The organism is Maritimibacter sp. DP1N21-5, from assembly GCF_019218295.1.
Lineage (GTDB): Bacteria > Pseudomonadota > Alphaproteobacteria > Rhodobacterales > Rhodobacteraceae > Maritimibacter.
Map to the genome: position 1 here is coordinate 2,092,347 of NZ_JAHUZF010000006.1, position 25,302 is coordinate 2,117,648.

General features: G+C 62.1%; 21 protein-coding genes and 4 pseudogenes. 21 read left to right on the forward strand and 4 right to left on the reverse strand.

What is annotated here, in order from left to right; translation table 11 throughout:
* The first annotated feature begins 37 nt into the window (after nt 1-37).
* The 5 genes from KJP29_RS17845 to KJP29_RS17865 all read left to right on the forward strand — a co-directional run bounded on the left by KJP29_RS17845 (nt 38) and on the right by KJP29_RS17865 (nt 5,080).
* Complete coding sequence (locus KJP29_RS17845) at nt 38-1,126, forward strand: Xaa-Pro peptidase family protein (RefSeq protein ID WP_218464856.1); 1,089 nt, start codon at nt 38-40, stop codon at nt 1,124-1,126.
* Nucleotides 1,126-2,133 (forward strand): ABC transporter permease, encoded by a 1,008-nt coding sequence (locus tag KJP29_RS17850; RefSeq protein ID WP_218464857.1) that lies wholly within the window; start codon nt 1,126-1,128, stop codon nt 2,131-2,133. Before KJP29_RS17845 ends, KJP29_RS17850 begins: the two co-directional genes overlap by 1 nt.
* Nucleotides 2,133-3,032 (forward strand): ABC transporter permease subunit, encoded by a 900-nt coding sequence (locus tag KJP29_RS17855; protein ID WP_218464858.1) that lies wholly within the window; start codon nt 2,133-2,135, stop codon nt 3,030-3,032. The genes KJP29_RS17850 and KJP29_RS17855 overlap by 1 nt, the downstream gene beginning before the upstream one ends.
* A gap of 126 nt (nt 3,033-3,158) precedes the next feature.
* Complete coding sequence (locus KJP29_RS17860; protein ID WP_218464859.1) at nt 3,159-4,133, forward strand: ABC transporter ATP-binding protein; 975 nt, start codon at nt 3,159-3,161, stop codon at nt 4,131-4,133.
* Nucleotides 4,130-5,080, forward strand: a complete 951-nt coding sequence (locus tag KJP29_RS17865) for an ABC transporter ATP-binding protein (RefSeq protein WP_218464860.1) — start codon at nt 4,130-4,132, stop codon at nt 5,078-5,080. Before KJP29_RS17860 ends, KJP29_RS17865 begins: the two co-directional genes overlap by 4 nt.
* Nucleotides 5,081-5,188: 108 nt before the next feature.
* On the opposite strand, the pseudogene KJP29_RS19480 reads toward KJP29_RS17865, so the two are convergent.
* A pseudogene (locus tag KJP29_RS19480) lies at nt 5,189-5,611 on the reverse strand (hypothetical protein).
* A 28-nt stretch (nt 5,612-5,639) separates the two neighbouring features.
* Nucleotides 5,640-6,078, reverse strand: a pseudogene (locus KJP29_RS17880) (substrate-binding domain-containing protein); the annotation flags it as partial.
* Between the two features lie 192 nt (nt 6,079-6,270).
* Between KJP29_RS17880 and KJP29_RS17885 the strand changes: the two are divergent.
* From KJP29_RS17885 to KJP29_RS19395, 5 genes and pseudogenes are all read left to right on the forward strand, one after another.
* Nucleotides 6,271-6,567, forward strand: a pseudogene (locus KJP29_RS17885) (SDR family oxidoreductase); the annotation flags it as partial.
* Nucleotides 6,568-6,630: 63 nt separating this feature from the next.
* Complete coding sequence (locus KJP29_RS17890) at nt 6,631-7,776, forward strand: alpha-hydroxy acid oxidase (protein ID WP_218464861.1); 1,146 nt, start codon at nt 6,631-6,633, stop codon at nt 7,774-7,776.
* Between the two features lie 88 nt (nt 7,777-7,864).
* Nucleotides 7,865-8,355 (forward strand): annotated as a pseudogene (locus KJP29_RS19385) (L-rhamnose isomerase).
* A gap of 19 nt (nt 8,356-8,374) precedes the next feature.
* Nucleotides 8,375-8,824, forward strand: coding sequence for an L-rhamnose isomerase (locus KJP29_RS19390; protein WP_255553656.1), 450 nt, complete (start codon nt 8,375-8,377; stop codon nt 8,822-8,824).
* A gap of 89 nt (nt 8,825-8,913) precedes the next feature.
* Complete coding sequence (locus KJP29_RS19395) at nt 8,914-9,030, forward strand: hypothetical protein (RefSeq protein WP_255553749.1); 117 nt, start codon at nt 8,914-8,916, stop codon at nt 9,028-9,030.
* A 22-nt stretch (nt 9,031-9,052) separates the two neighbouring features.
* On the opposite strand, the gene KJP29_RS17900 is transcribed toward KJP29_RS19395, so the two are convergent.
* Nucleotides 9,053-9,946, reverse strand: a complete 894-nt coding sequence (locus KJP29_RS17900) for a LysR family transcriptional regulator (protein ID WP_218464862.1) — start codon at nt 9,944-9,946, stop codon at nt 9,053-9,055.
* Between the two features lie 103 nt (nt 9,947-10,049).
* On the opposite strand from KJP29_RS17900, the gene KJP29_RS17905 reads away from it, so the two are divergent.
* From KJP29_RS17905 to KJP29_RS17955, 11 genes are all read left to right on the forward strand, one after another.
* A complete protein-coding gene (locus KJP29_RS17905) occupies nt 10,050-10,463 on the forward strand; it encodes a cupin domain-containing protein (protein WP_218464863.1) in 414 nt (137 codons plus the stop codon).
* Between the two features lie 369 nt (nt 10,464-10,832).
* Nucleotides 10,833-11,021 carry a hypothetical protein gene (locus KJP29_RS17910; RefSeq protein ID WP_218464864.1) on the forward strand — a complete coding sequence of 63 codons (189 nt, stop codon included), beginning with the start codon at nt 10,833-10,835 and terminating at the stop codon, nt 11,019-11,021.
* 13 nt (nt 11,022-11,034) lie between these two features.
* Nucleotides 11,035-11,982, forward strand: coding sequence for a hypothetical protein (locus tag KJP29_RS17915; RefSeq protein ID WP_218464865.1), 948 nt, complete (start codon nt 11,035-11,037; stop codon nt 11,980-11,982).
* 32 nt (nt 11,983-12,014) lie between these two features.
* Entirely contained in the window at nt 12,015-12,935 is a 921-nt protein-coding gene (locus KJP29_RS17920) for an exonuclease domain-containing protein (protein ID WP_255553657.1), read from the forward strand.
* A gap of 396 nt (nt 12,936-13,331) precedes the next feature.
* Entirely contained in the window at nt 13,332-16,343 is a 3,012-nt protein-coding gene (locus KJP29_RS17925) for a BPTD_3080 family restriction endonuclease (RefSeq protein ID WP_370630886.1), read from the forward strand.
* Nucleotides 16,340-17,263 (forward strand): hypothetical protein, encoded by a 924-nt coding sequence (locus KJP29_RS17930; RefSeq protein ID WP_218464866.1) that lies wholly within the window; start codon nt 16,340-16,342, stop codon nt 17,261-17,263. The genes KJP29_RS17925 and KJP29_RS17930 overlap by 4 nt, the downstream gene beginning before the upstream one ends.
* Nucleotides 17,260-20,085: a site-specific DNA-methyltransferase gene (locus KJP29_RS17935; RefSeq protein ID WP_218464867.1), complete on the forward strand. Its 2,826-nt coding sequence runs from the start codon at nt 17,260-17,262 to the stop codon at nt 20,083-20,085. The genes KJP29_RS17930 and KJP29_RS17935 overlap by 4 nt, the downstream gene beginning before the upstream one ends.
* A gap of 38 nt (nt 20,086-20,123) precedes the next feature.
* Nucleotides 20,124-20,384 carry a hypothetical protein gene (locus KJP29_RS17940; RefSeq protein ID WP_218464868.1) on the forward strand — a complete coding sequence of 87 codons (261 nt, stop codon included), beginning with the start codon at nt 20,124-20,126 and terminating at the stop codon, nt 20,382-20,384.
* Between the two features lie 108 nt (nt 20,385-20,492).
* The gene (locus tag KJP29_RS17945) at nt 20,493-21,041 is read left to right on the forward strand and encodes a hypothetical protein (protein ID WP_218464869.1); all 549 of its coding nucleotides are present in this window, start codon (nt 20,493-20,495) and stop codon (nt 21,039-21,041) included.
* Nucleotides 21,042-21,050: 9 nt separating this feature from the next.
* Nucleotides 21,051-23,054 carry a 3'-5' exonuclease gene (locus tag KJP29_RS17950; protein WP_218464870.1) on the forward strand — a complete coding sequence of 668 codons (2,004 nt, stop codon included), beginning with the start codon at nt 21,051-21,053 and terminating at the stop codon, nt 23,052-23,054.
* A 134-nt stretch (nt 23,055-23,188) separates the two neighbouring features.
* Nucleotides 23,189-23,845, forward strand: a complete 657-nt coding sequence (locus KJP29_RS17955) for a DNA-binding protein (RefSeq protein ID WP_218464871.1) — start codon at nt 23,189-23,191, stop codon at nt 23,843-23,845.
* Nucleotide 23,846: 1 nt separating this feature from the next.
* Here the strand turns inward: KJP29_RS17955 and KJP29_RS17960 are convergent.
* Nucleotides 23,847-25,302, reverse strand: a 1,456-nt coding sequence (locus KJP29_RS17960) for a plasmid recombination protein (RefSeq protein ID WP_218464872.1), incomplete at its 5' end; no start/stop codon positions are given.

Sequence of the window (25,302 nt, forward strand, 5' to 3'; positions counted from 1 at the left end):
GTTCCTCGCGGCCCCTTCCTCGCCGGAAAGGCACCTCATGGACCGTTTTGCCGAGTACCGCGCCGCCGCCAGGGCGCTTGGCACCGACGCCGTCGCCCTCGTCCCGGGCGCGAATTTCGTTCGCATGATGGGGCAGGATTTTTCCACCTCCGAACGCCCCACCCTGATCGTCGTTCCGGTCGAAGGCACGCCCGCCGCGATCATGCCGAACCTCGAGCTGTCCTCTTTTGCACAGCTGAATTTCCCCGGCGAGGTCTTCGACTGGCGCGACCAGGATGGTTATGACGCCGCATTTGCCGCCCTCGCCGCGCATCTGCCGCTCTCCTCGCTCGCGGTCGAAGGCCAGACGATGCGCGTCTTCGTTCATCACGCGCTTGCAAAGGCCTATCCCGGGCTCGCCATCACCGACGGCGAGCGCGCGATTTCCGGCCTGCGCCTTGTGAAGACCGCCGACGATATCGCCCGCATGACTCGCGCGATCCGGATTTCCGAGGCCGCGCTTGGCGAGGTGCTCGCCGACGTTCGCGTGGGCATGACCGAGCGCGAGGTTGAAGCCCGGCTCATCGCCGCGCAATTCGCCCACGGGGCCGAAGGCATGGCCTTCTCGCCCATCGTGGCCGCCAACACCAACTCCGCACTCCCTCACGCCCACGCGCGCGACTATGCGCTTCAAACCGGCGATGCGCTCCTCATCGACTTCGGCGCGCAATGGGGCGGGTTCTGCGCCGACATCACGCGCACGGTCTTTGTCGGTCACGCGACCGACCACCAGGCCGCCGTCTACCAGACTGTCTACGACGCCGTGGAAGCCGGCCTTGCGGTCACGACGGCGGGCGTCACGGCGCATGAGATCGACGACGCGGTGCAGAGCGTCCTCGAAGCCTCGTCCTGGCCCGACCGGATCCGCACCAAGACAGGGCACGGGCTGGGCCGGCAAGTGCACGAAGAACCCTACGTCATGCGTGGAAATCACCAGAAACTGCCCGCCGGGGCGGTTTACACCAACGAACCGGGCCTTTACGACACCGCCGAATTCGGCATCCGGATCGAGGACGACGTGCTTGTCACCGACACCGGCTACCGGCTTCTGACGACCTTCCCCAAAACCCTGACAGTGGTGGGCTGATGCTACGATATTTCCTGTCGCGCCTCCTGACCTTCGTCCCGACCTTCATCGGGGTGACGATCATCTCCTTCGCCTTTATCCGCGTGCTGCCGGGTGATCCGATCATCGTGATGGCGGGGGAACGCGGCATGACCGAGGAACGCTACCAGGCGCTGTCCGAGCAATTCGGCTTCGACCGTCCGCTCTATGTCCAGTTCTGGGATTTCTTCACCGGCGTGCTTCGGGGCGACCTTGGAGAAAGCTATGTGACCAAGCGTCCGGTCTGGGACGAGTTCTTCGCACTCTTCCCGGCGACGCTCGAGCTGTCGCTCGTCGCCATCATCCTCGCCATCCTTCTCGGCATCCCGGCGGGCGTGATCGCGGCGGTGAACCGGGGCAAGTTCTTCGACCGCGCGCTGATGTCCTCGGCCCTCGTCGGCTACTCCATGCCGATCTTCTGGTGGGCGCTTCTGCTCATCATCGTCTTCTCCGGCAACCTGGGCTGGACGCCGGTCTCGGGCCGGATCGACCTGCTTTACTACTTCGAGGCCAAGACCGGCTTCATGCTGATCGACAGCCTACTGTCAGGACAGGACGGCGCCTTCACCTCCGCCGTGCGTCACCTGATCCTGCCGTCGATCGTGCTGGCCACCATCCCGCTTGCCGTCATCGCGCGCCAGACACGGTCGGCCATGCTCGAGGTGCTGGGCGAGGACTATATCCGCACCGCCAAGGCGAAAGGACTCGCGCCGACCCGCGTCAACGGCGTTCATGCGCTCCGCAACGCCATGATCCCGGTCATCACCGTGATCGGGCTCTCGGTGGGCACGCTGCTCGCCGGCGCGATCCTGACCGAGACGATCTTTTCCTGGCCGGGCATCGGCAAGTGGATGGTCGACAGCATCTTTCGCCGCGACTACCCGGTCGTTCAGGGCGGCCTGCTCCTCGTCGCGCTCATCGTCATGATCGTGAACCTGATCGTGGACATGCTCTACGGTCTCATCAATCCCAAGATCCGGAAACGCTGATGCTGAACGTATCCACCCTGACCGACGCGCCGAAACGCCCCGGACGCATGAAGGAGTTCTGGCGTTATTTCCGCGAAAACCGTGGCGCGGTGATCGGGATGTATGTCTTCGTCTTCTTCACGCTGATCGCCATCTTCGCCCCGCTCATCGCCCCCTTCGACCCCTCGGCCCAGAACCGGGGCGCGACGCTCGTCCCGCCCTTCTGGCAGGACGGCGGCTCGATCACCTACCTCTTGGGCACCGACCCGCTCGGCCGCGACATCCTTTCGCGCCTCATCCACGGCGCGCGTTATTCCTTCTTCGTCGGGGCCATGGTCGTGGTCATCGCCGCCTCCGTCGGCATCCTCGTCGGCCTCATCGCGGGCTTCGCGCCGCGCTGGCTCGACACGATCATCATGCGGGTGATGGATATCATCCTGTCGATCCCCTCGCTCCTCCTCGCCCTCGTGCTCGTGGCGATCCTCGGCCCTTCGCTCTTCAACGCGATGATCGCCATCGCGGTCGTGCTGCAACCTCATTACGTCCGTCTCACCCGCGCCGCCGTCATGTCCGAGCTCTCCAAGGACTATGTGGTCTCGGCCCGCGTCGCCGGCGCGAAGCTCCCGCGCCTGATGTTCATCACCGTGCTCCCCAATTGCCTCGCCCCGATCATCGTGCAGGCGGCGCTTTCCTTCTCCAACGCGATCCTCGATGTGGCCGCGCTTGGCTTTCTCGGTATGGGCGCCCAGCCCCCGACGCCGGAATGGGGCACGATGCTGGCCGAGGCACGCGAGTTCATCCTGCGCGCCTGGTGGGTCGTGACTTTCCCCGGCCTCGCCATCCTGATCACCGTGCTCTCCATCAACCTGATGGGCGACGGCCTGCGCGACGCGCTCGATCCGAAACTGAAACGGAGCTGAGACGATGAAGCCTTCTCCCTTTCATCTTTCCGAAAATATGCTGGGGGGTCCGGGGGGCAAAGCCCCCCGGCGGATCGGCCCGGCGCCAGCCGGGGCTAGACCCCGCACGACCAACGGAGGCCCCCTATGACCCTCCTCTCCATCAGGAACCTCACCGTCGACTTCGACACCGCCGGTGGTGCCTTCCGCGCTGTGGACAGCGTCGACATTTCGGTCGATCAAGGCGACGTGCTGGCCATCGTGGGCGAATCCGGCTCCGGCAAATCCGTCTCCATGCTCGCCGCGATGGGCCTTCTTCCCTGGACCGCAACCATCACGGCGGACGAGATGAGCTTTGACGGCCGAGACCTGCGCGGTATGTCCGCGCGCGAGCGCCGCAAGGTCATCGGCCGCGACATGTCGATGATCTTTCAGGAGCCGATGTCCTCGCTCAACCCCTGCTTCACGGTCGGCTTCCAGATCAAGGAGGCGCTCAAGACCCACCTTGATCTCGACCGCGCCGGGCGTCAGCGCCGCGCGGTGGAACTGCTCGACCTTGTGGGCATCCCCGACCCGGAACGGAGGCTGAAAGCGTTCCCGCACCAGCTCTCCGGGGGCATGTCCCAGCGCGTCATGATCGCCATGGCATTGGCCTGCAAGCCGCGCCTCCTGATCGCGGACGAGCCGACCACGGCGCTCGACGTCACCATCCAGGCCCAGATCCTCGACCTGCTCACGGACCTGCAGAAGGAAACCCGGATGGGCCTCATCCTGATCACCCACGACATGGGCGTGGTGGCCGAGACGGCGCAGCGCGTGCAGGTGCAATATGCCGGGCAGAAGGTCGAGGAACAACCGGTGCGCTCGCTCTTCGCAGATCCGCACCATCCCTATACTTCGGCACTCCTTGCCGCCCTGCCCGAACGGGCGACAGAGCGGCATCTGCCGACCATCCCGGGTGTGGTCCCGGGACAATACGATCGGCCCAGGGGCTGTCTCTTCTCGCCCCGTTGCCAGTTCGCAGACGACCTCTGCCGCAACACGCCGCCGCCCGTGCAGCCGCCCGAGCTTGGCCTCGCCCGCTGCCACTATCCCCTGACGAAGAAGGAGGACGCGGCATGAATGCTGTCGTGACCGCCACGCATCTCGCCCGCCACTACGAGGTCGGCGGCGGGATGTTTCGCAAAACCGGCACGGTGCGCGCGCTGTCGGAGGCGACCTTCTCGATCGAGGCCGGCAAGACGCTCGCCGTCGTCGGGGAATCCGGCTGCGGAAAATCGACCCTCGCCCGCCTCGTCACGCTGATCGAGGAGCCGACCGCCGGAGAGCTCACCATCGACGGCATGGCCGCGACGCCCGACAACTGGGACAAGCTGCGACAGTCGGTGCAGATCGTGTTCCAGGACCCCTATGGCTCGCTCAACCTGCGCCATCGGGTCGGCGCGATCCTTGAGGAGCCGCTGAAGATCAACCGGCCGAAGATGTCCGCCAAGGAGCGGCAAGAGAAAGCGCGCGAGATGATGGCGCTCGTGGGTTTGCGCCCCGAACACTACGACCGCTTTCCGCATATGTTCTCGGGCGGGCAGCGGCAGCGGATCGCCGTGGCGCGGGCGCTCATGCTCGAACCGAAGCTCCTCGTGCTCGATGAACCCGTCTCGGCGCTCGACCTGTCGATCCAGTCGCAGGTGTTGAACCTGCTTCTCGACCTGCAGGAACGCCTCGACCTTGCTTATCTTTTCATCTCCCACGACCTCTCGGTGGTGCGTCACGTGGCCGACGACGTCGTGGTGATGTATCTGGGCCGCCCGGTGGAATTCGGCTCGAAAGACAGTGTCTTCGCCCATCCGCGTCATCCCTATACCAAGGCGCTCCTCTCGGCGACGCCCTCGACCGAACCCAACCCCGAGAAGAAGCGGATCAAGCTCGAGGGCGAATTGCCCTCGCCGCTTTCGGTGCCCGAAGGCTGCCCGTTCGCGCCCCGCTGCTGGAAGGCGCAGGACAAGTGCCGGGCCGAAAGACCCGAGCTGATGGGCGAGCCACATCCCGCTGCCTGCTGGTTCCCGGAATAGCTCAGTCCTTTTCGGGCGCACCGACCCGCGCACGCCAAGCCTCGCATAGGCGCGCAGGTCGGAGAGGTTCTGCGGCGGATCGACCGGCACACTGCGTTGCGGCAGCGCCTACGGATCCGCCAGAAGCGCGGCCCCGATACTGGTGCCGGTCGCGGAATGGGACAGGCGCACCTGTCGCCCGGCGACCGCCGCGAGCACCGCGAGGAAAAGGACGTTTCGGGCGAAGGGACCTTCCACGACGCTGGGACCATCCGCGCCGATGATCCCCAGGCATTCGGCCGTCATGAGCGCCAGATACCATTACCGGGCAACGCTCTTTTCGCCCGGTGTCATGCCCTGTTCGCTCCAACCTCCGCTGTGTCCCGGGAAGGGTCCGGAGCCGGGTTCGACCGAGGGCCGGAGGAACAGGTGCTCCCCGGCGACCCGCGTCACGTCCTCGGGCGACGGCGTCGCCGTCTCGCCCTTCCGCCTCACGTATTCGCGTCCGCCCATGAAGCGCGCGCTCGGGGTCGGATCGTCCAGCCCGTTCACGTTGATCAGCGTATCCCGCGCCGGGTTGAGCCGGATGGGCGAGGTCGATCGGGTTCCAGATCGCGAAGGGCTTGGACGCCCCGCTGTCGATGGCGCCAGCCATTTCGGACGGAAGGCCAAGGCCGGTCACGTTCACCTGCCCCACCTTGCCCGCGTCTTCCACCGCGCGCGCGGCGGCGACGATGCCCACCGAGGTCGGCGCGATGATGGCGTCGAAATCCGGGTAGGTCCTGCATCAGGCCGGTGGCTTCGCGACAGGATTTGTCCGCAAGGTCGTCACCATAGACGGTGCCCACGACTTCGATGCCCTCGTAGTTGTCCATCACCTTGTTCATCTCTTCAATCCAGATGTTCTGGTTCGTCGAGGTGGTGGTGGCGGACAGCACCGCGACCTGACCGCCATCGGGCAGCTCATCTGCTGCGAGCTTCATGATCATGTTCCCGATCAGCGCGTTGGACGACGGGTGAGAAAGGACCCGCTGACCGGCGACACGGTCGAAGTCCTCTGGGTCAAGGGATCGGGCGGCGATGTCGGCTCGATCAAGATGGACGGTTTCGCGACGCTCTTCGTGGACAAGCTGAATGCGCTGAAGGGCCTTTGTCGCGGGGTCGAGCTTGAGGACGAGATGGTCGGCTATCCTGTCCACCCGCTATTTCCTTGTCTCGCGCTGGAAGGTGCCGAAGTCGGCATCCGGGTCAACGAGGTCAATCCCGACGCGGTCCTGCGCGACTCCAAGATCTGGGAGGGCGAATGGCTCGACCAGCGCGCGTCGACCTATGGCACCGACAAGAAGGGACTCGAGGAAATATATCGCAACCGGTCGATGCTCAAGCGCTCGGTCCTGCCCGAAGACATTGCGGAAGCCGCCTACTGTTACGCGGCCGACGCTTCGGCTAAGTCGACGGGCAATATCGTGAACGTCGACGCGGGCAAGAAGGAAGCCTTCACCCGCTGACCCGGCGAACATGTCATCGGTCGGGGGCGCAGCACCGCCCCCGGACAAGCGGAGGGAACGCGCATGCGTCTGGCGCAGTGCCACAATTTTCACGATTTCCGGCAGCTCGCCAAGCGCCGCCTGCCGGGACCGATCTTCAACTACATCGACGGCGGCGCGGACGACGAGGTGACGCTCCGGCGCAACTCGGCGGCCTTCGACACCGTCGATCTCGTGCCCCATGTGCTCCGGGGCACGCCCGAGGTCGATCTGTCGGTCGAGGTCATGGGCCAGAAGCTCGCCCTGCCCTTCTACCTCTCGCCCACCGCGCTCCAGCGGCTCTTTCACCATGACGGCGAACGCGCGGTCGCGGCCGCGGCGGGAAAATACGGCACCATGTTCGGCGTGTCGTCGCTTGGCACCGTGAGCCTTGAGGAGCTGCGGCGCAAACACGACAATCCGCAGGTCTATCAGTTCTATTTCCACAAGGACCGGGGCCTCAACCGCGCGATGATGCAGCGGGCCAAGGACGCCGGCGTGAACGTCATGATGCTCACTGTCGACAGCATGACCGGCGGCAATCGCGAGCGTGACAAACGGACGGGGTTCTCGATCCCCTTCAAGCTCACATTGGGCGGCATGGCACAATTCGCGGTGAAGCCGGCCTGGGGGATCAACTACGTCACCCACGAGAAATTCGCGCTGCCCCAGCTTGACGAACATGTCGACATGGGCGGCGGCACCATGTCGATCGGGCGCTATTTTACCGAGATGCTCGATCCCACGATGAACTGGGACGACCTGGCGGAAATGGTCTCGGACTGGGGCGGAAAATTCTGCCTCAAGGGCGTCATCCATCCCGACGATGCAGCCCGCGCAGCCGAGGCCGGCTGTGACGCGGTGATCCTGTCGAACCACGGTGGACGGCAGCTGGACGGGTCCATTGCGCCCTTCGAAGCGCTCGAAGGCATTGTGGATCAGGTGGGCGACAGGCTCGAGGTGATCATGGACTCCGGCATCCAGCGCGGCACCCACATCGTCAAGGCGCTGGCCATGGGAGCGAAAGCCGTTGGGATCGGTCGGGGATACCTCTTTCCCCTCGCCGCGGCCGGGCAGGCCGGGGTTGAACGGATGGTCGGCCTCCTGAAGGACGAGGTCGAACGGGACATGCGCCTGATGGGCGTCTCGAAGGTCGCGGATCTGAGCCGCGACATGCTGCGCAAACGATAATCGCCGGCCCCGCCGGCAGGGAGACGAGATGAGCTACAGTTCCGCAAAGGACGCCTTCGCCGAATGGGGCGTGGACACCGAAGCCGCTATGGACGCGCTGGGGCAGATCCCGATTTCGGTGCACTGCTGGCAGGGTGACGACGTCGTCGGCTTCGAGAAAAAGAGCGGCTCCTCCGGCGGCGGCATCCAGGCAACCGGCACCCATCCGGGCCGCGCCCGCACCCCGGACGAGCTTCGCGCCGACCTCGAATTCGGCTACGGCATGATCCCGGGTAGGCACGGGCTGAACCTTCACGCCTCTACCTCGACACCGTGGAGGCACCCGACCGAGACGAGATCGGGTTCCGCCATTTCACGCCCTGGGTCGACTGTGCCCGCGATCAGGGGATCGGGCTCGACTTCAACCCGACGTTCTTCGCCCACGCCAAGGCCGACGATAACCTGACCCTGAGCCACCCGGACAAGGGCATCCGCGACTTCTGGAACGAACATGGCACATGCTGTCGCGACATCGCCGCACAGATGAGGGCCGCCCAAGGCACGCCTGCGGTCAACAACATCCGGCTGCCGGACGGGTAGGGACAACCCGGTCGACCGCATGACGGCATGCCGGCGACTTGAAGCCTCGCTCGACGCGATGTTCGCGCCGGAACACGACAAGGCGCATCTGCTCGATGCCGTGGAATCCAAGCTCTTCGGGATCGGGGTCGAAGCCATGACCGTCGATTGCCACGAGTTCTACATATGCTACGCGATCCCCAAGGGCACGCTCCTGTGCCTCGACATGGGTCACTTCCATCCGACCGAGAACATCGCCGACAAACATTCCGCCGTGGCCCTGTCGGTGGACGAGCTCCTGCTCCATGTCTCGGGACCTATGCGTTGGGATTCCGATCACGTCGTCCATCTGGACGATGCGATCCGCGCCATGGCGCAAGAGCTGGTCTTCGGCGACCTTCTGGGCCGGACCCGCATCGGGCTCGACTTCTTCGACGCTACAATCAGCCGGACGGCCGCCTGGGTCATCGGCGTGCGCAACATGCAATAGGCGCTCCTGATGCCGCAGACCCGCCTCAAGGCCGCAGAAGAAGCGCTCGACTTCACCACCGGCTCGTTCTGACCGAGGAGCTGAAGGATCTGCCCTTCAGCGCGGTCTGGGCCGAGTTCTGCGCGCGAAACGACCGTCCGACCGGCAAGGCATTGACCGGGGAACTGGACGGGTATCAGGCGAAGGTGTCAGCTCGGGGCGCCTGACGGACGAGTGCATTGGCAAGCCCTAACCGACGAGGGCCTGGCGCAGCGCCGGAATGTCGTCGAGCACGCAGTCGACAAAGGCCGCGATACGCGGCGACCGGCGCAGGTCGGATGGCGTCAGCAGATACCAACTGCGGGTCAACTCCGGGACCGGCGGCAAGACCTGAACCAGACTGTCCTCGGCATCTCCCAATGTGGTCGGCAGCGGCGCGACGCCGACACCCGCTTTCACCGACGACACGACGCCGAGAATACTTGAACTGCGGCTGACGATACGCGCGCCGGGCACGGCCGACGGCAGCCAGATGGCGACGCGATGCGACTTCATGATGCCATCGAAGCCGATCAGAGCATGCGCCGACAGGTCCGGGATGCTTCCCGGGCGGCCATGCCGCTGAACATAGCTCTTGCTGGCATAGATGGCCCAGACCGAGTCGCAGATCTTTCGTCCGACAAGGGTCTCGTCCACCGGCCCGCCGGACCGGAACGCGACATCAGCCTCTCCCTTGGTCAGATCCAGATAGCGGTCGCTGGTAACGAATTCCACGGAGAGGTCGGGATAGAGGGCATGGAACCGGTCGAGCAGGCCCGTCGCAACGATGCGCGGCACCGTCGGCTCCGGGCAGGTCAGGCGAATACGTCCCTTGAGATCGAGCTTCAGAGCAATGATCTTGCGCTCCAGACAATCGACGGCACCCTCGACAGCCATGACCTCGTCGAGAAGCGCCTCGCCCATTTCCGAGAGCTGGTATCCCGCCGGATATCTCTTCACGAGGGTGAGCCCGATGCGTCGCTCGAGCTCGTGAAGCCTGCGATGCACTGTCGACTGATTAACGCCAAGCGCCTTCGCAGCGGACAGTGTGCTACCCTGTCGCGAAACGGCAATGAGGTGGCGCAGATCGTTCCAGTCGAACATGCCGATCACTATGCAGTTTTGCGCGGCGCTTTCGCAGACTTGCTGCTGCCGCCGGGGTGTCGAACACAGTAGCCTCCCAAAAATAGCAAAGGGAGATGGCCAAATGCACGAAAAATCAGATGTCGTCACCATGACGGCCGCACTGACGGTCGGCGTCACACGCACCGCTCAGGACCGAGGGATGGCAAAGCTCACGCCCCTGCACCGGGAAATGGTGCAAGGGATGCCTCTAGCGGAAGATCAGGAAATCAGGGTCCTGTTTGCCACCCTGTCACCCGGAGATGTCACACCCTACCATTCGCATCGCCATCCCGTGACGGTCTACATGCTCGAAGGCACGTTCACACTCGACCTCGACGGTCGCGATCCGGTTGATATCGAAGCCGGGCAGGTCTTCGTCGAACCTTCGGGCATCAATATGACGGGCCGCAACACGCGTGATGTTCCTGCCCGGATGGCCTTGTTCTATGTCTGCGAACCCGACGAACCCTTCGCCGACCCTGCGGGCACCCGGTGAACCCGAGATAGGCATAGAGGCTTCTCTTCGCCATTTTCTCCACTTGGGGGACTGGAGATAGGGAGTGCGGATGATTGAAAAGTGGCGCGCTGGGGAGGATTGCCACCGGGCCTTGTTTTCAATGGGTTGTGGATTTCTTAGACAAACCCGGGGTGTTGAAAATCAAAGGCTTACAAGGGCGATTGTCTAAGCTCTTGGGCCCAAAAGTTGTCAAGCTCGTTCGCACACCCCCTCAAATTTTTTCTTCGCGCGATATCGCACGCCATCAGGTTAGAAGTTGATAAAGATAATCACGGAAACTTCCTATTGCCATTTTCATCCGATTCGCTCATAAACAAATCAACACAAACGCCATCACGGATTTTGCACATGAAGAAGATCTATCGCGACTACCGCGCTCTTTGCGCGACCGAAGGCTTCGCTCTGCTCAGCATCGAGACCGACCGCAAACACTGCCGCCTCCGTTTTGAAGCCGGCTTCGTCACTGCTCCGAGTTCCCCCTCGGATCAGCGCAACATGAAACACGTTCGCAGCGCCATTCGCCGCCTGCACGCCTGAGAGGAAGACACCAATGGACCTTGAGACCGCCGAAGAACGTCGGGACGCCTGCGCGGAAATGCAGTTCGAATACAATGGCGACCATCATTACTGGGACTATGCCCAGTGGATCGCCGAAATCCTACACAACGCCCTCGAACATGTGGAAGGGCTGGTCGGGGTCGGCAATGCGGCCGCCCCCTTGCGCCAGCTCGTGGAACCAGTCGCAGCCATTGAAGGCATCGAACATGCGACCTGGCGAGAGGTTATGGAAGACGTGTTTTCTGCTGGCACGGTTTGGCCAGTCGGACAGCGTTTCCAATGTGCCCTGCAATACGGCATGTTTGGTGTAACTCCGGCGGCAATTGCCACCGCGGATCGAGCCGAGTGGATTGAGCATTTGGTTGCCGACGTGTCGGCCTTCGCGTCGCGCAGTGACGTCCGATCCCTCGAGACTTCGGATAACCCGATCATCCGGATCGCCAACCTTGCTGCGTCTCGCTATGCGCTCGATACCGTTCGCGGCGAGGTGGATACGCTGTCGATGGCGATCCTCGGCCGTGTGTCCGAAGGCCGAGTGCGCAACCTGATGAGCGGTGCCGACGCACAGCTTGAGCGCGGTCCCAATGGCGGCGTGATGGCGGTAAGCGCCTTGGCTTGGCTGATGAAGCGCAAGGAGTTCCTGCGGTCGATTTGGGCCGACGAAGATAAGGACGAGACGGAAGAGACCAACTTGCCGGTCGACCTCGAAAAGATTATCTTCGTGCCGGTTGCGCGGGACGGCTCCATGTTCGGCCCCGACCTGAAGCGGGGCGGTCGTTACCAGATCGGTGCAAAGGGCGAAGAACAGCATTTCGACACCTTCTACGAAGCCCTTGAATCCTTGAACGCCATGTCGACCCCACGCTGGCGGCGGCCCAACGAACTCGGCCACTGGGGCATCGTGAGCGGCGTGTCCTGGCAGCGCATCGCGCGGCCCTGACCCAAAAGACCTACACTTGGCACGAGTTAAAAATGACCCTCTACCCAACCCCCGAACAGGTTCTTGAAGCCTTGCTATCCGCGCCGCATGGCCGCACCAAGGACGCGCCCGAAGATAGCCGCGGCGTCTATGGCCTCGTCGATCACTTTGGCGACTTGCGCTATATCGGCTCGACCAGCTCCGCTGCCGAGAACCTGCGCAAGCGCATCCATGCACGGCACCGCACCGGGTCTGAGACCACCAGTCACTATTTCTCGCGGATGTATAACACCGGCCGGATGTGGCGTGATCGGAATGATCCTGCCACAAAAGCGGACGGAGACGTGGCGAAGCGCCTCCGGAATGCGTTCATCGCCGAATATTGCCGCGCGGTCTGGGTGCCTCTGCCAGATGACGCGGACATCCCCGGAATCGAGCAGGCGGTCCTTGCAATGGCTCCGAGCGAGTGTGTCGCCTGGAACCGGCGTGGCATGTTCGAGTATGATGAGCCACGCGACCTTGTGGACACGATTATCAGGTCCCTGAGGTTCTCGACCGCCGAGATGGACGCGATCAACCGACAGAATGACAGGTTCCATGGCAAGCTCATTGCGCCCGTCGCGCCAACTGTTCCTGCCTTTCCTGCGGGCGCTTTCGACTTCTTCGCGCTGGACGTCGAGACAGCGAACAATGACCGCGCAAGCATCTGCCAGATCGGCATTGCCTGCGTGAGGCCGGATCGGTCCATCGAGACATGGGTGACCTACGTTGATCCTGAGACTACGGACTGGTCATGCTCATTTGTGCACGGGATCAATGCCGCCACAGTTCGGGGCGCACCGCGGTTTGACGATGTGCTCCCGATCCTCGCAAAAGCACTCGATGGACGTCCCGTGTATCAACATTCCGGCTTCGATCGTTCCGCGATGACGGCAGCCTGTTCTGCATCAGGCATCACGATGCCTGAGTGGTAATGGCGCGACAGCGTGCAGGTCGCCCGCAAGGCTTGGCCTGAACTCAAAGGGAACGGGGGCCACGGCCTCTCGTCGTTGAAGTCCTACCTTGGCCTGTCATTCAAGCACCATGATGCCGGTGAAGATGCACGAGCTTCGGCGGAGATTGTCATCCTCGCGGAAAGCGGGAGCAAAGAGGCTGTGCCCGGTGCGACGGCACCGACTGACTTTCACCTGATCGATGAGGAGGATACCCTCACCTGAAGCCGAACCTCGGGCGGGGTGGCTGCGTATCTAAAGGTCTGGCATTCTCTCAGACAGGGCACCGACGCAAAGTAAAGGCTTGTGCCCAACAAGTAGAGATTGCCGACCGTCAACGTATTTGATTTCTTAAAGAAAATATAAGGGAGGCAGCGGGTGTCGTTTTTTGAGCAGCCGATTTTGAATTCACCATATTTCGTGCCCGAGCAGCATTGGGAACTTGATGACGACGGGCGGCCGACGGACCGCATCATCACCACGCGCCGCCGGTCCGACCTCGTGTCGGCGATGCCAAAGTCGAAAAGTGTAAGCGGCGGATCACAATCCGAGATGGAGCTGAGCAAAGCAGGACTCGGAGGGTTGGATGCGACCTACAACGTGACCGAATTTGTCAACGAAATGCGTTCGCAGGTCGACAGTTGGCGCCAGCTGCCAAATCCGAACCACTGGCAAGTGTCGCCGATCACTCAACGGCTGCTCCAGCATTGGCGGACGATCCAAAAGGACGAAAACCAGGTCATCAGACCGTTCTTTTGCCAACTCGAGGCCGTGGAGACGGCGATCTGGCTTGCCGAAGTCGCGCCCAAGCTGGGGCCGCGCGGCAAACAGGTGAAGTCGAAACTCGAGACTGCCAACAACGCCGCAAACCCGGACCTGTTCCGCGTGGCGATGAAGCTCGCTACCGGGGCCGGCAAGACGACGGTCATGGCCATGCTGATCGCGTGGCAGACCCTGAACGCGGTGCGTAGCCCGAACTCCAAGACCTTCTCGCGAAGTTTTCTTATCGTCACCCCCGGGATCACGATCAAGGATCGGCTACGGGTGCTCCTGCCCAACGATCCCGAGAATTACTACGAGCGGATCAATTTGGTGCCTGCGGATCTGATGCAGGACATGCAGCGCGCGAAAATCGTCCTGACCAACTATCACGCCTTCAAACTGCGCGAGCGGCTGTCTTTGGCAAAGGGCACGCGCGCTGCTCTCGAAGGTCATGGCGACACTGTGACGACGCTGGAAACCGAGGGGCAGATGCTTCAACGCGTCATGCCCGATCTCATGGGGCTCGGCTCGATCAACGTGATCAACGACGAAGCTCACCATTGTTACCGGGAAAAGCCCAACGCCGAAAAGGCGAAGCTGACCGGCGATGAACGCAAAGAGGCTGAAGAAAATGCCGAGGCTGCGCGGCTCTGGATTTCGGGCCTCGAAGCCGCGAAGCGCAAGGTCGGCATCCAGACAGTCTACGACCTGTCGGCCACGCCGTTCTTTCTGTCCGGCTCCGGATGGGTCGAAGGGTCGCTCTTCCCTTGGGTGATTTCCGACTTCTCGTTGATGGACGCCATCGAATGCGGGATCGTGAAGCTCCCCCGCGTTCCGGTCGCCGACAACCTTCCCGGTCAGCCCGAGCCGCTCTATCGGAACCTATGGGACGCGATTGGCAAGAAGATGCCAAAGAAGTCCAAAGGCGCAAAGCCCGATCCGCAGAAGCTTCCGCTCGAGTTGAAGACAGCTGTCGATGCGCTCTACGGCCACTACAAGAAGACCTTTGAACTGTGGGAGAAAGAAGGGGTCGGAATCCCCCCGGTCTTCATCATCGTCTGCAACAACACGACGAACTCGGAACTCCTTCGCGACTATGTGGCGGGATATGAGGTCGAAGATGAAAACGGCGTGATCGAAACGATCTCGGGCAAGTGCGAACTTTTCTCCAACTTTTCAACCGAGGGTGAAAGACTGACCCGCCCGCGCTCTGTCCTGATCGACAGCGCAACACTCGAGGCTGGTGGCGACATCGACAAGGCGTTCCGCGACGCCCATGAGGAGGAAATCGAGGCCTTCCGGCGGGAGCAAGCCGTGCGCAGCGACTCCGCCGACGCCCTCACCGATGCGGATATCCTGCGCGAAGTCATGAACACCGTCGGCAAGAAGGGCCGTTTGGGCGAGCAGGTGCGTTGCGTCGTTTCCGTGTCGATGCTGACCGAGGGTTGGGATGCAAACAACGTCACGCATATCCTTGGGCTTCGCGCTTTCGGCACCAAGTTGATCTGCGAACAGGTCATCGGCCGCGCCCTGCGGCGGCTGTCCTATGACATCGACCCCGAGAGCAAGCTTTTCCGCACCGAATATGCCGACGTCATGGGCATCGACGGTCTGAACTTCTCGGATCAGGCCCGGATCGCTCCGCCCCAGCCGCCGCGCGACGTGGTCAACGTGCGCGCGATCTCGCCCGAGCGGGACCACCTCGAAATCACCTTCCCGCGGGTCAATGGCTATGTCGCAGACCTGCCTTCGGATCGGCTGGACGTCGACTTCAGCGGCATGGAGCCCTATGTGTTATCGCCGGAAAAGGTCTCGGCCACCGTCGTCACCATGCAAGGGATCGTGGGCCAGACCGAAGTCCTGAACCTCGATTACCTCGATACGACCCGGCAATCGACGATCGCCTATCACGTCGCCAAACACATGGTGTTCGAGAAACTGCGCGATGCCAACGCAGCGCCCCGGATGCACCTGATCCCTGCGGCCAAGCGGATCGTTATGCAGTGGCTCACCGAGGGTCACTTGGTCTGCACCGGCGACACCAAGCCCGCGCAACTGCTTTACCGGGAAATCGCAGACGAGGTTTGCGACCTGATCTTTGGCGCGCTGATCGATAAGCCCGGCGGGGACAAGATTATGCGCGCCGTGCTCGCCCCCTACAATCCGACCGGATCGACCTTGGGCGTCAACTTCAACACCACCAAGGCCTCCCGCTTCGCGCCGCGACCGGACAAGAGCCACATCAACTGGATCATCACGGACAGCGACTGGGAAGATAAGCTCGCCGCGCGGATCGAGGAACATCCCCGCGTGATCTCCTACGCCAAGAACCACAACCTCGGGTTGGAAGTGCCTTACGTCATGGAGGCCGAGCCGCGCATGTATCGGCCCGACTTCCTGATCCGCCTCGACACGCCGGAGCCGACCACGCTGGTGATCGAGGTGAAAGGCTACCGCGGCAAGGACGCCCACCTGAAGGCCGAGACAATCCGCCACAAATGGGTGCCCGCCGTGAACCGGATCGGCACCTATGGCCGCTGGGGGTTCGCCGAGCTTCGCGATGCGCATGACTTCGGCCCAGCCCTCAATGCCGCAATCGACGAGATGTTGGGGGAGGTGCCCGCATGACCGACGTTCAGTTTGGCCGCCTCGTCGACCTGCCGCTGCGTGACGCGTGGAAGCACGAGGCGCACCAGTTCACCCCATGGCTTGCCCAGAACATCGACCACCTGGCGGCAGCCATCGGCGTAACGCTCGAATTGACCGGAACCGAAGTTGCGGTGGAGAGCTTCTCTGCCGACATCCTTGCCCGTAATCCGGTGGACGACACGGTGGTGCTGATCGAGAACCAGTTGGAGGCGACGGACCACACCCACCTGGGCCAGATCATGACTTACCTCGCGGGGCTTGAGGCGCAGACCGTGGTCTGGATCGCTCCCAGCTTTCGCGAGCCGCATCTCGCGGCAATTCGGTGGTTGAACGAACACACCGCCGACGGGTTTTCGTTCTTTGCCGTCAAAGCCCGTGTTGTGCGGATCGGGGACAGTCCCTTTGCCCCGATCTTCGAGGTGGTCGAGAAGCCGAATGATTGGCAGCGAAAAGTTCAGGTTCAGACCCAGCCTGAGCGCAGCGCCCTCTCCAAACTTCGGGCAGACTTCTGGGCCGGGCTTATCGAAGCCCATCCCGACCTGTTGGACCGCGGGTTCAGACCCAGCGCAACGTCGAGTGTTTGGCTGCCGACGGCAGTGCCGAAGCTGGTGATCGGACTCTATGTGGCAGGCAAAACCTGCGGGATCTACCTTCGAAGCGACGCGACTACGGGTAGTGAAGGGCTGGGGGACGTCATTGCCCCTGCGCTGTCCAGTTTATCCACAATGTTGAGTGTTCCGGCGGGCATCCCGAGCGAGGCCGGTTGGTATCTGCCGGACCGCATCGCTTATCCGCTCAAGGACAGCGATCACTGGCCCGACATCTGGGCATGGATGGCCCGCCGGGTCGAAGATTACAGCGCGGCGATTGCCGACTTTGCCGCAGGACAAGACCTATGACCACCAACAAAACCCCGATCCAGCCCATCACCCACGAAGACACCCGCGTGAACATTCCCACGCCCGAGCTTGCGCCGATGATGGACCCGGAGGACGCCAAGCCCATCAAGGTGGCCTATGACCGGCGCAACCCGGACCTCGACCCGCAGTTGATCTGGCGCGGGAAGGACATCGATCAAGCCGCCGTCACGGTGGACGCGCCGCCGATCTACTTGCAGGAGCAGGTGCATCCCAAGGCGATCATCGAGGATCTGCGCGCGGGCGGGAAGCGGAATGGCGAGGGCGCAGGTGCGGACCTGTTCGACCACTTCGGGATCACGGATGACGACCGCGAGGCCGAGATCGAGTTCTACCGGCACCAGAAGAAATGGTCGAACCGGATGATCCTGGGCGACGGGTTGCAGGTCATGGCGTCGCTGGCCGAGCGCGAGGGGCTGAAGGGTCAGGTGCAGGCGATCTACATCGACCCGCCCTATGGCATCAAGTTCAACTCGAATTTCCAGTGGAGCACGCAGTCGCGCGATGTGAAGGACGGGAAACTGGAGCACCTGACCCGCGAGCCCGAGCAGGTGAAGGCCTTTCGCGACACCTGGCGCGACGGCATCCATTCCTACCTGCAATACCTGCGCGACCGGCTGGTGGTGGCGCGGGACCTGCTGACCGAAAGCGGGTCCTGCTTCGTCCAGATCGGAGACGAGAACGTCCACCGGGTGCGGGCGCTGATGGATGAGGTCTTTGGGGAGGAGAATTTTGTCAGCCAGATCACGGCAAAAAAGACCACCAGCGAAGGCAGCAGTTTGCTTGGCTCAACGGCGGACTTCATCGTTTGGTATGCAAAGAACGCCAAACAAGCCAAGTATCGCGCCGTTCTGCAAACCCGCTCCGAAAACGCGGAATCCCGATATTCATCTGAGAATGAAGATGGCCGAAACTACAGAACAGACAACCTTACCAGTTCAAGGAGTGCTGGAAGTGGAGATGTCCGCCAAGTTTGGATAAATGGTCAACGCTTTACGCCGGGCAACGGGACATTCAAGACGACCTTGCCGGGACTCCAGAAATTGCGAATGGCTGATCGGTTGGACATCAGCCGCGGGGGCAAGCTGAACTATCGGCGTTTTGCAGATGATTACGGTTATGCTCCCGCTTCCAATTTGTGGACAGATATTAGTGGGGCTGTTCAATCTCGCTCAGATCCCAAAATTTACGTTGTCCAAACGAGCACCACAATTATCGCTCGCTGTCTCCTCATGACCACCGATCCCGGCGACCTCGTGCTCGATCCCACCTGCGGCTCCGGCACCACCGCCTATGTGGCCGAGCAATGGGGGCGGCGCTGGATCACCATCGACACCTCCCGCGTGGCGCTGGCCCTTGCCCGTGCGCGGATCATGGGGGCGAAATACCCTTGGTATCTGCTTGCCGACAGCACCGAAGGCCAGCGGAAAGAGGCCGAGGTCACCCGCTCGGCCCCCGCCACCACGCCGACCTACAACGACATCCGCCACGGCTTCGTCTACGACCGCGTGCCGCATATCACGCTGAAATCCATCGCCAACAACACCGAGATCGACACGATCTGGGACACCCTGCAACCGGCGGTCGAAGACGCGCGCGCGGCGCTGAACACCGCCCTTTCCGGCCACCCCACCCCCTTCACCGTCGAGACCGGCGGCCGGGCGGGCAAGAAAATCGACTTCACCGCAAGCGGCGAGGTCACGCTGCCCAGCGGAGAGACGGCCCCGGCGGGCGGCTTCATGGAATGGGAAATCCCGCGCAAGGCCCCCGACGACTGGCCGCAAGCCGCGAAATCGGCGCTCGACCGCTTCTGGACCGCCCGGATCGCCCGACAGACCGAGATCGACAAATCCATCGCCGCCAAGGCCGACTTCGAATTCCTCTACGACAAGCCCTTCGAGGACAAGAAACGCGTCCGCGTGGCGGGGCCCTTCACAGTCGAAAGCCTCTCGCCCCACCGCACGCAGGCGGTCGATGAGCATGGCGAGTTGATCGAGGAACACGACGCCGCCACCGGCCAGCGGGCCCCCGGCGCGCAGGAGGCCGACAACTACCGCGCCGCGATCCTCGAAAACCTGACCAAGGCCGGGGTGCAGCAGCAGGACAAGGCGGACAGGATCGCCTTTACCTCGCTCACCGCCTGGCCCGGCGAATGGCTCGCCGCCGAGGGGCGGTATCTGGAGGGCGACACCGAACGCCGCGCGGGCATCTTCATCGGCCCGGAATACGGCACCGTGCAACGCGCCGACCTCGTCGCCGCCGCGCGCGAGGCCGCGGACGCAGGCTTCGACATCGTCATCGCCTGCGCCTTCAACTTCGACGCCCATACCGCCGAGTTCCGCAAATTGGGCCGCATCCCCGTTCTGCACGCGCGGATGAACCCGGACCTCCACATGGCGGGCGACCTGAAGGCCGGGGGCGGCAACCTCTTCGTGGTCTTCGGCGAGCCGGACATCCGCGTGAAGTCCGAGGGCGACACGTTCCGGATCGAGCTTCTGGGCGTCGACATCTTCAAGCCCGCGACGGGCGAAGTGGTGTCGAGCGAGCCCCACGACATCGCCTGCTGGTTCATCGACACGGACTACAACGAAGAGTCGTTCTTCGTCCGCCACGCCTACTTCCCGGGAGCCGACATCCCCTACAAACAGCTCAAGACGACGCTGAAAGGGGAAGTGGACGAGGACGCCTGGGAGTCGCTGAAGCGAACGGTTTCGCGGCCTTTTGCGCGGCCCAAATCAGGGCGCGTGGCGGTGAAGGTCATCAACCACCTCGGGGATGAGGTGATGAAGGTGTTGGGGGTTTAGGGATGGGAAAGGGAGGTTATCTCGGAGGCTCATCACTCGTGTATACCGGTCAGTCGAAGAAATTCGACTTTGAGCAACGGTCGCCTAAAAAGAAGAGGAAGAAACCTGCTGTCCTCACGCCCGGTTTGAATCTTCTATCTCCAGAAGAAAGGCGTGAAATTCTGCGGAAAGTGAGGGTTTCCCGACATCTTTCCGACGAGCGCAAAGCAAAGAAGGAGCAAATTGAAAAAGAACGAAAGAGGCAGGCATTCGAAAAGTTCGTCAGCGACCTCAAGAAACGGGACAACAATGATCAGTGAAAAACCACATAAGCCCGGTCGCTCGATCCAGGTTGGGGTCATATAGTGAGAAACGGCCGCAACAGCGATGGACAGCCACATGTCGTGAAATTGCTCCCTGAAATGCCAATGAGCAAGATCATGAGGCTGTGGCAAAATGCGATCGAGATAACAGCTGGGCGACGCGGAGGCGCAGCACGCTCTGACGCAAGCAAGGTCTTAGTTGCGATAAGAAAAGAATGGGATCGGCGCAGGGTCAAGGGACCGAGGCCCGACGACTTCTTCAATTGGCCAAACACCGAAGCCCCCACTGGAATGGGTAAGCTCTCAACCGAAGGCTGGCTCCAAGAAGGGCTTTTGAAATACATGGGCTATCAAGTTGGGTCGACGGGCGGAAGAAGCACGCCTGTCAGGCGCAGAATTTTGGAAGAGATCTTTGAAGGTTCACTGCCGCCAGTGTTTGAACCACAATACATGGCGAAGTGGGGTCCCCCAGAATCTCCTCTGAGGTTGCAGCAGATGGCTGAAACCCTTGCTTCATTTGCACGCAATTCAAAAAGGCGACTTCAACCAAATATGGCTGGAGCTATCCGCGATTGGGAAGCCGACCTGTATTTTCTGTATGAGCAGTATTACTTGGATCGGTTTCACTTCGGTTGGCCATCAAGCGACCTGTAGAGCTGCACTATGACCCACCGAATCGCCGACACCTTCTATGACGCTCTGAACAAGCTCACTGATCAGGAGCAAAAAGCCGTGAAGGCGACGGCCTTCGACTTCCAGCAGGACCCGACCCTGCCGGGGTTTCAAATGCACCGGGTCGACCGTGCCCGCGATCCGAATTTCTGGACGGCGCGGGTGAGCCGGGACATCCGGATGGTGATCCACAAGAAGGACGGCGATACGCTGCTGGCCTGGGTGGGCCACCATGACGACGCCTATCGCTGGGCCGAAACGCGGCGGATCGAGGCGCATCCAAAAACCGGCGTTGTGCAGATCGTCGAGGCGCGCGAAAGCGTCGAGGACATCGTCGTTCAGCGCTACGTCGAAGAGGCGGTCAGGATGCCCCGGCTTTTCGCCGGCGAGCATGACGACACGCTACTTTCATGGGGCGTGCCCGCGGATTGGCTCGACACGGTGCGCGATGCGACCGAGGATACCATCCTCGACATCGCCCACCGTTTGCCCGGCGAAGCGGCGGATGCGCTGCTGGCGGCCGCCACCGGATCGCGCCCCGAACCCGTCTCGGTCGTCGAAGAAGATCAGGATCCCTGGCAGCACCCAGACTCGCTGCGTCGCTTCCGGGTCGTGGAGAACCTCGATGAATTGCGCGCGGCGTTGGATGCGCCTTGGGAAAAGTGGTCGGTCTTCCTCCACCCAGCTCAGAGCGAATTCGTGGATCGGGACTTCAACGGTCCGGCTCGGGTGATCGGATCGGCCGGCACCGGCAAGACCGTCGTTGCCCTGCATCGGGCCGCTCGTCTGGCAAAAGACCCGGAGGCACGCGTTCTCCTGACGACGTTCAACCGTCGGCTTGCGCGCGCCTTGTGTGACAAGGTGCCTCTGATCGCGGATCGCGACACGCAGCACCGGATCCATGTCGAAGCCCTCGGGCCGCTTATCAGCCGGCTCCACGCCGAAACCTTTGGTCAGAGCGATCTCATCGACGAGGAAACGCTTAGGGGCATGCTGGTTGATGCTGCGACGTCGTTGGGCGTGCAGGCTGACCCCGACTTCCTCTTCGACGAATGGTCTTTGGTGGTGGACGCTTGGGCCGTGCCGGACGCTGACGCCTATCGCGGTCTGCCCCGGCTCGGCCGCAAGGTGCGCATGGCGGCTTCACGACGGGATGCGCTTTGGGCGGTCTTCGCTCAGGTTCGCGAAGACCTCGAGGCGCGCGCATTGAAAACCGAAGCTCAGTTGGCTCACGAGCTTCGATCGGCAGATGCGTTCCCATTTACCCATGCCCTCGTCGATGAGGCTCAAGACATCTCTGTCGCAGAACTCCTTTTGCTGGGCGCATGTTTGAGTGCCCCGCAAAACGGATTATTCTTTGCAGGCGACATCGGCCAACGGATCTTCCGCGCACCCTTCCCATGGTCAGCAGCAGGCGTCGAAGTCAGGGGGCGATCAAGGAGCCTGAAGGTCAACTATCGGACGTCTCATCAGATACGCCTGCGAAGCGACCTCCTCCTGCCTGAAACTCTGGTCGAAGCCGACGGGTCGGAAGAGACCCGCCTGGGCGTCACGTCGGTTTTCGATGGTCCCGTCCCAACAATACGCGCATTCAGCGATCGGGCATCGGAGACGGAGGCGCTCGTGCACTGGGTCAATGGACTTACGTCGAGCGGGATATCCAATGCTGAAATCGCCTTGTTGGTTCGTCGCGACTCACTGGCATCCGCGCTGTCGGAACGATTGAACGGCGCGGCGGTCATCATGCCCATGCACGATGCCAAAGGGTCCGAATTCAAAGCGGTCGCGATACCGTTCCTCGATCATGACGTTCTGCCGGATGAAGCCCGCTTGCTGGCTGCAAGAGATGAGGGCCAGCTCGATGAAGTCATGAGCACAGAGCGGCATCTTTTGTATGTCGCGGCGACACGGGCGCGGGACCACCTGTGGATGTCCGGCACCGAGCCCCTGTCCGAATTCCTCTCGGATTTGCTGAACGTTAGCAGTTCAGGATGAGCATCGTCCCCCCATAAGGGAGGCGCGTGGCCAAACTTTTGGACCACGCGCATTCTTCCCTACGTCCCCAGAGCCGTCCGAGGAACGGGCGGTAACACCCGGTAATATCGTTACCGACCGGCTGGAGATGTTACATGACCAAGCACGATCCGACGGTCGGAAAGAACGCCGAGACGACCACCGACTTCGAAACCCGCGTTGAAGCGGCGTTCTTCGAGTTCATCGGTAAGAACGGTGGCAAAATGCCCACCAACAGTCAGCTGAACGAGATCGTCGGCACATCCATGTCGCGCCTCTGCCCGCTTACGCGGCGGCTGAAAGAAAAGCACATGGCTCGCGAGACCAAGCTTTCGGCGATGTCCGACGTGCCGGACGAGATCCGTGTGGCGCATGAACGGCTTCTGACCGATCTGTGGATCATGACACGCGACCTCCAGAACGCCGAGCTCGTCGAGATGAAGAAGGCCCTTCAACTGCAACGTCGCGATCATCGTGCCGAAATCGATGACTTCGAGACGATCATCCTCGACCTTGAGACTCTGCTCGATGTCACGCAGGGCCACAACGCAGCAGCCACGCAGAAGATAAGCGAACTTGAAGCGCAGGCCGCCGATCTGAAAGCCCAGCTTGCGGAAGCGAATGTGCGCCAGTCGGAACGCCAGTCGCTTCTCGACGAACTAAAGGCTGCGCTTGGAACCCCGGCACGCACAAAACCCGCGTCCGCCAGAAAGTCTGCCGCCAAGCCCGCAGAAGACGATGAACCCGAGACACTGGAACTTCCGTTCAAATGACTTACTGGGTCAGCTGCCGCTGCGTATTTTTCACCCTGATGCGGAGCGGGTCCGGCTCTTGATCGGTGAACTTCCGCGCCTGCTCCGGATCGGTCCCGAGCTTTGGATGATGGCGGCCCGTTTCCAGATTGAAGCCACGCAGCGCGGCGGTGGCCTCGATAGCGTCTGACGCACGACGATACCGCGCTGAAAGCGCCGCGTCCTGCTCTGCGGTGAGGAGCGCAGCGTCGAGAGTCGGCCGGTAGAGCTCGCGGAGCCGAAGGTTCGGCTGTGCCTGGAAAAACGCGTCGACTTCTTTCTGCGTTGCCGTGTCGCGGATTTTGATTGCACCAGGGAAATTGTTGCCCGTGTAACGTTCAGGGTTAATACCCCGCATCATGTGCTTAAGCGCGATCGCATCGTGCCCGTTGAGCTCCTTGTCGACAGCCCAGAGAACCTGGGCCTCAACCCGGTTGCGGGCCGCTTCCTTTTGCAGTTCCCTGCCCATGATAAAGGTCCTGCGCGCGAAGCCGAGCAGCCAGTCGTAAGCCGGTTTCACGATGCTCCAAAGGCCTGCGCGCTCAGCTTTGTCGGTTGATGCATTCGGTCCGTTCTTCAGACGGTCCGGATGCTCTCGCGACTCCGGCGCATAGACGATCTCTTCAGCGTCAAGCGCTTCGATGCCGCGTTCCATGCCGCGCATGTAAGCTGCTGCCGCCTCGCGTTCCTGCATTGCGGCGTCGCGATCCCTCTGCGCCGCGAGCCGGTCACGCTGAGCCTCATTCCTGTGGCGCGCTGCGGTCGCCTCGGCCCGCTCCGCCCGGCGTCTGACTTCGTCTGCCTCAGCCATCATCTGCTTTGCGACTTCACGCCCGCGCGCCGCCGAAGTGTTCTTTCGCTTGATGACGTCTTCACCCTTCTTCAACTTCTGCCGGTTGTCGGCAGCCCGGCGTTCACCGCGGTGAAGATCGATCTCGTAGACGTCGGCATACATCGCGACCCGATCCTGAAAGAGCTCATAGCTGCGCTTGCGCCATAGGTGCTCTTCGCCGTCCGGATCTTTCGATGTCTCGTATTCGACCTGGCCGAAGAGCCGATGCTGGGAATGGCTCAACATTGGTGCCTTGGTGCGCCGCTCTTCGTGCTCCGGCGCTATGACGAAGTGAATATGCGGCGTCTTCTCGTCGAGGTCCGCTCGCGCATAGAGCACTTCGCGTCCGAACTCGGCCTTCAGATAACCCGTGGCGAAGGTCAGGAAATCCTCGACCTTGGCGTCATCCCAGATGCCATCCGTGTCGATGAAGAACTCGTGGGATGCACTCAGAACGCCTTGGGTCCATGGCTTCGTGTACTTTGGATCCCACGGCCAGCCAACAAGCTCTGCAAGTTCATGTTTGTCGTCACCTGCGCCCTCGAGCGCTTTCTCAAGCTCCCTGCGCTTTGCCGTTTGCCGCGACTTTCTGAAGGACTCGAGACGC

Coding starts and splice junctions, on each gene's coding strand:
- KJP29_RS17845 (WP_218464856.1), top strand. CDS start 38: ATGGACCGTTTTGCCGAGTACCGCGCCGCCGCCAGGGCGCTTGGCACC.
- KJP29_RS17850 (WP_218464857.1), top strand. CDS start 1,126: ATGCTACGATATTTCCTGTCGCGCCTCCTGACCTTCGTCCCGACCTTC.
- KJP29_RS17855 (WP_218464858.1), top strand. CDS start 2,133: ATGCTGAACGTATCCACCCTGACCGACGCGCCGAAACGCCCCGGACGC.
- KJP29_RS17860 (WP_218464859.1), top strand. CDS start 3,159: ATGACCCTCCTCTCCATCAGGAACCTCACCGTCGACTTCGACACCGCC.
- KJP29_RS17865 (WP_218464860.1), top strand. CDS start 4,130: ATGAATGCTGTCGTGACCGCCACGCATCTCGCCCGCCACTACGAGGTC.
- KJP29_RS17890 (WP_218464861.1), top strand. CDS start 6,631: ATGCGTCTGGCGCAGTGCCACAATTTTCACGATTTCCGGCAGCTCGCC.
- KJP29_RS19390 (WP_255553656.1), top strand. CDS start 8,375: ATGACGGCATGCCGGCGACTTGAAGCCTCGCTCGACGCGATGTTCGCG.
- KJP29_RS17900 (WP_218464862.1), bottom strand. CDS start 9,946: ATGTTCGACTGGAACGATCTGCGCCACCTCATTGCCGTTTCGCGACAG.
- KJP29_RS17905 (WP_218464863.1), top strand. CDS start 10,050: ATGCACGAAAAATCAGATGTCGTCACCATGACGGCCGCACTGACGGTC.
- KJP29_RS17910 (WP_218464864.1), top strand. CDS start 10,833: ATGAAGAAGATCTATCGCGACTACCGCGCTCTTTGCGCGACCGAAGGC.
- KJP29_RS17915 (WP_218464865.1), top strand. CDS start 11,035: ATGGACCTTGAGACCGCCGAAGAACGTCGGGACGCCTGCGCGGAAATG.
- KJP29_RS17920 (WP_255553657.1), top strand. CDS start 12,015: ATGACCCTCTACCCAACCCCCGAACAGGTTCTTGAAGCCTTGCTATCC.
- KJP29_RS17930 (WP_218464866.1), top strand. CDS start 16,340: ATGACCGACGTTCAGTTTGGCCGCCTCGTCGACCTGCCGCTGCGTGAC.
- KJP29_RS17935 (WP_218464867.1), top strand. CDS start 17,260: ATGACCACCAACAAAACCCCGATCCAGCCCATCACCCACGAAGACACC.
- KJP29_RS17945 (WP_218464869.1), top strand. CDS start 20,493: ATGAGCAAGATCATGAGGCTGTGGCAAAATGCGATCGAGATAACAGCT.
- KJP29_RS17950 (WP_218464870.1), top strand. CDS start 21,051: ATGACCCACCGAATCGCCGACACCTTCTATGACGCTCTGAACAAGCTC.
- KJP29_RS17955 (WP_218464871.1), top strand. CDS start 23,189: ATGACCAAGCACGATCCGACGGTCGGAAAGAACGCCGAGACGACCACC.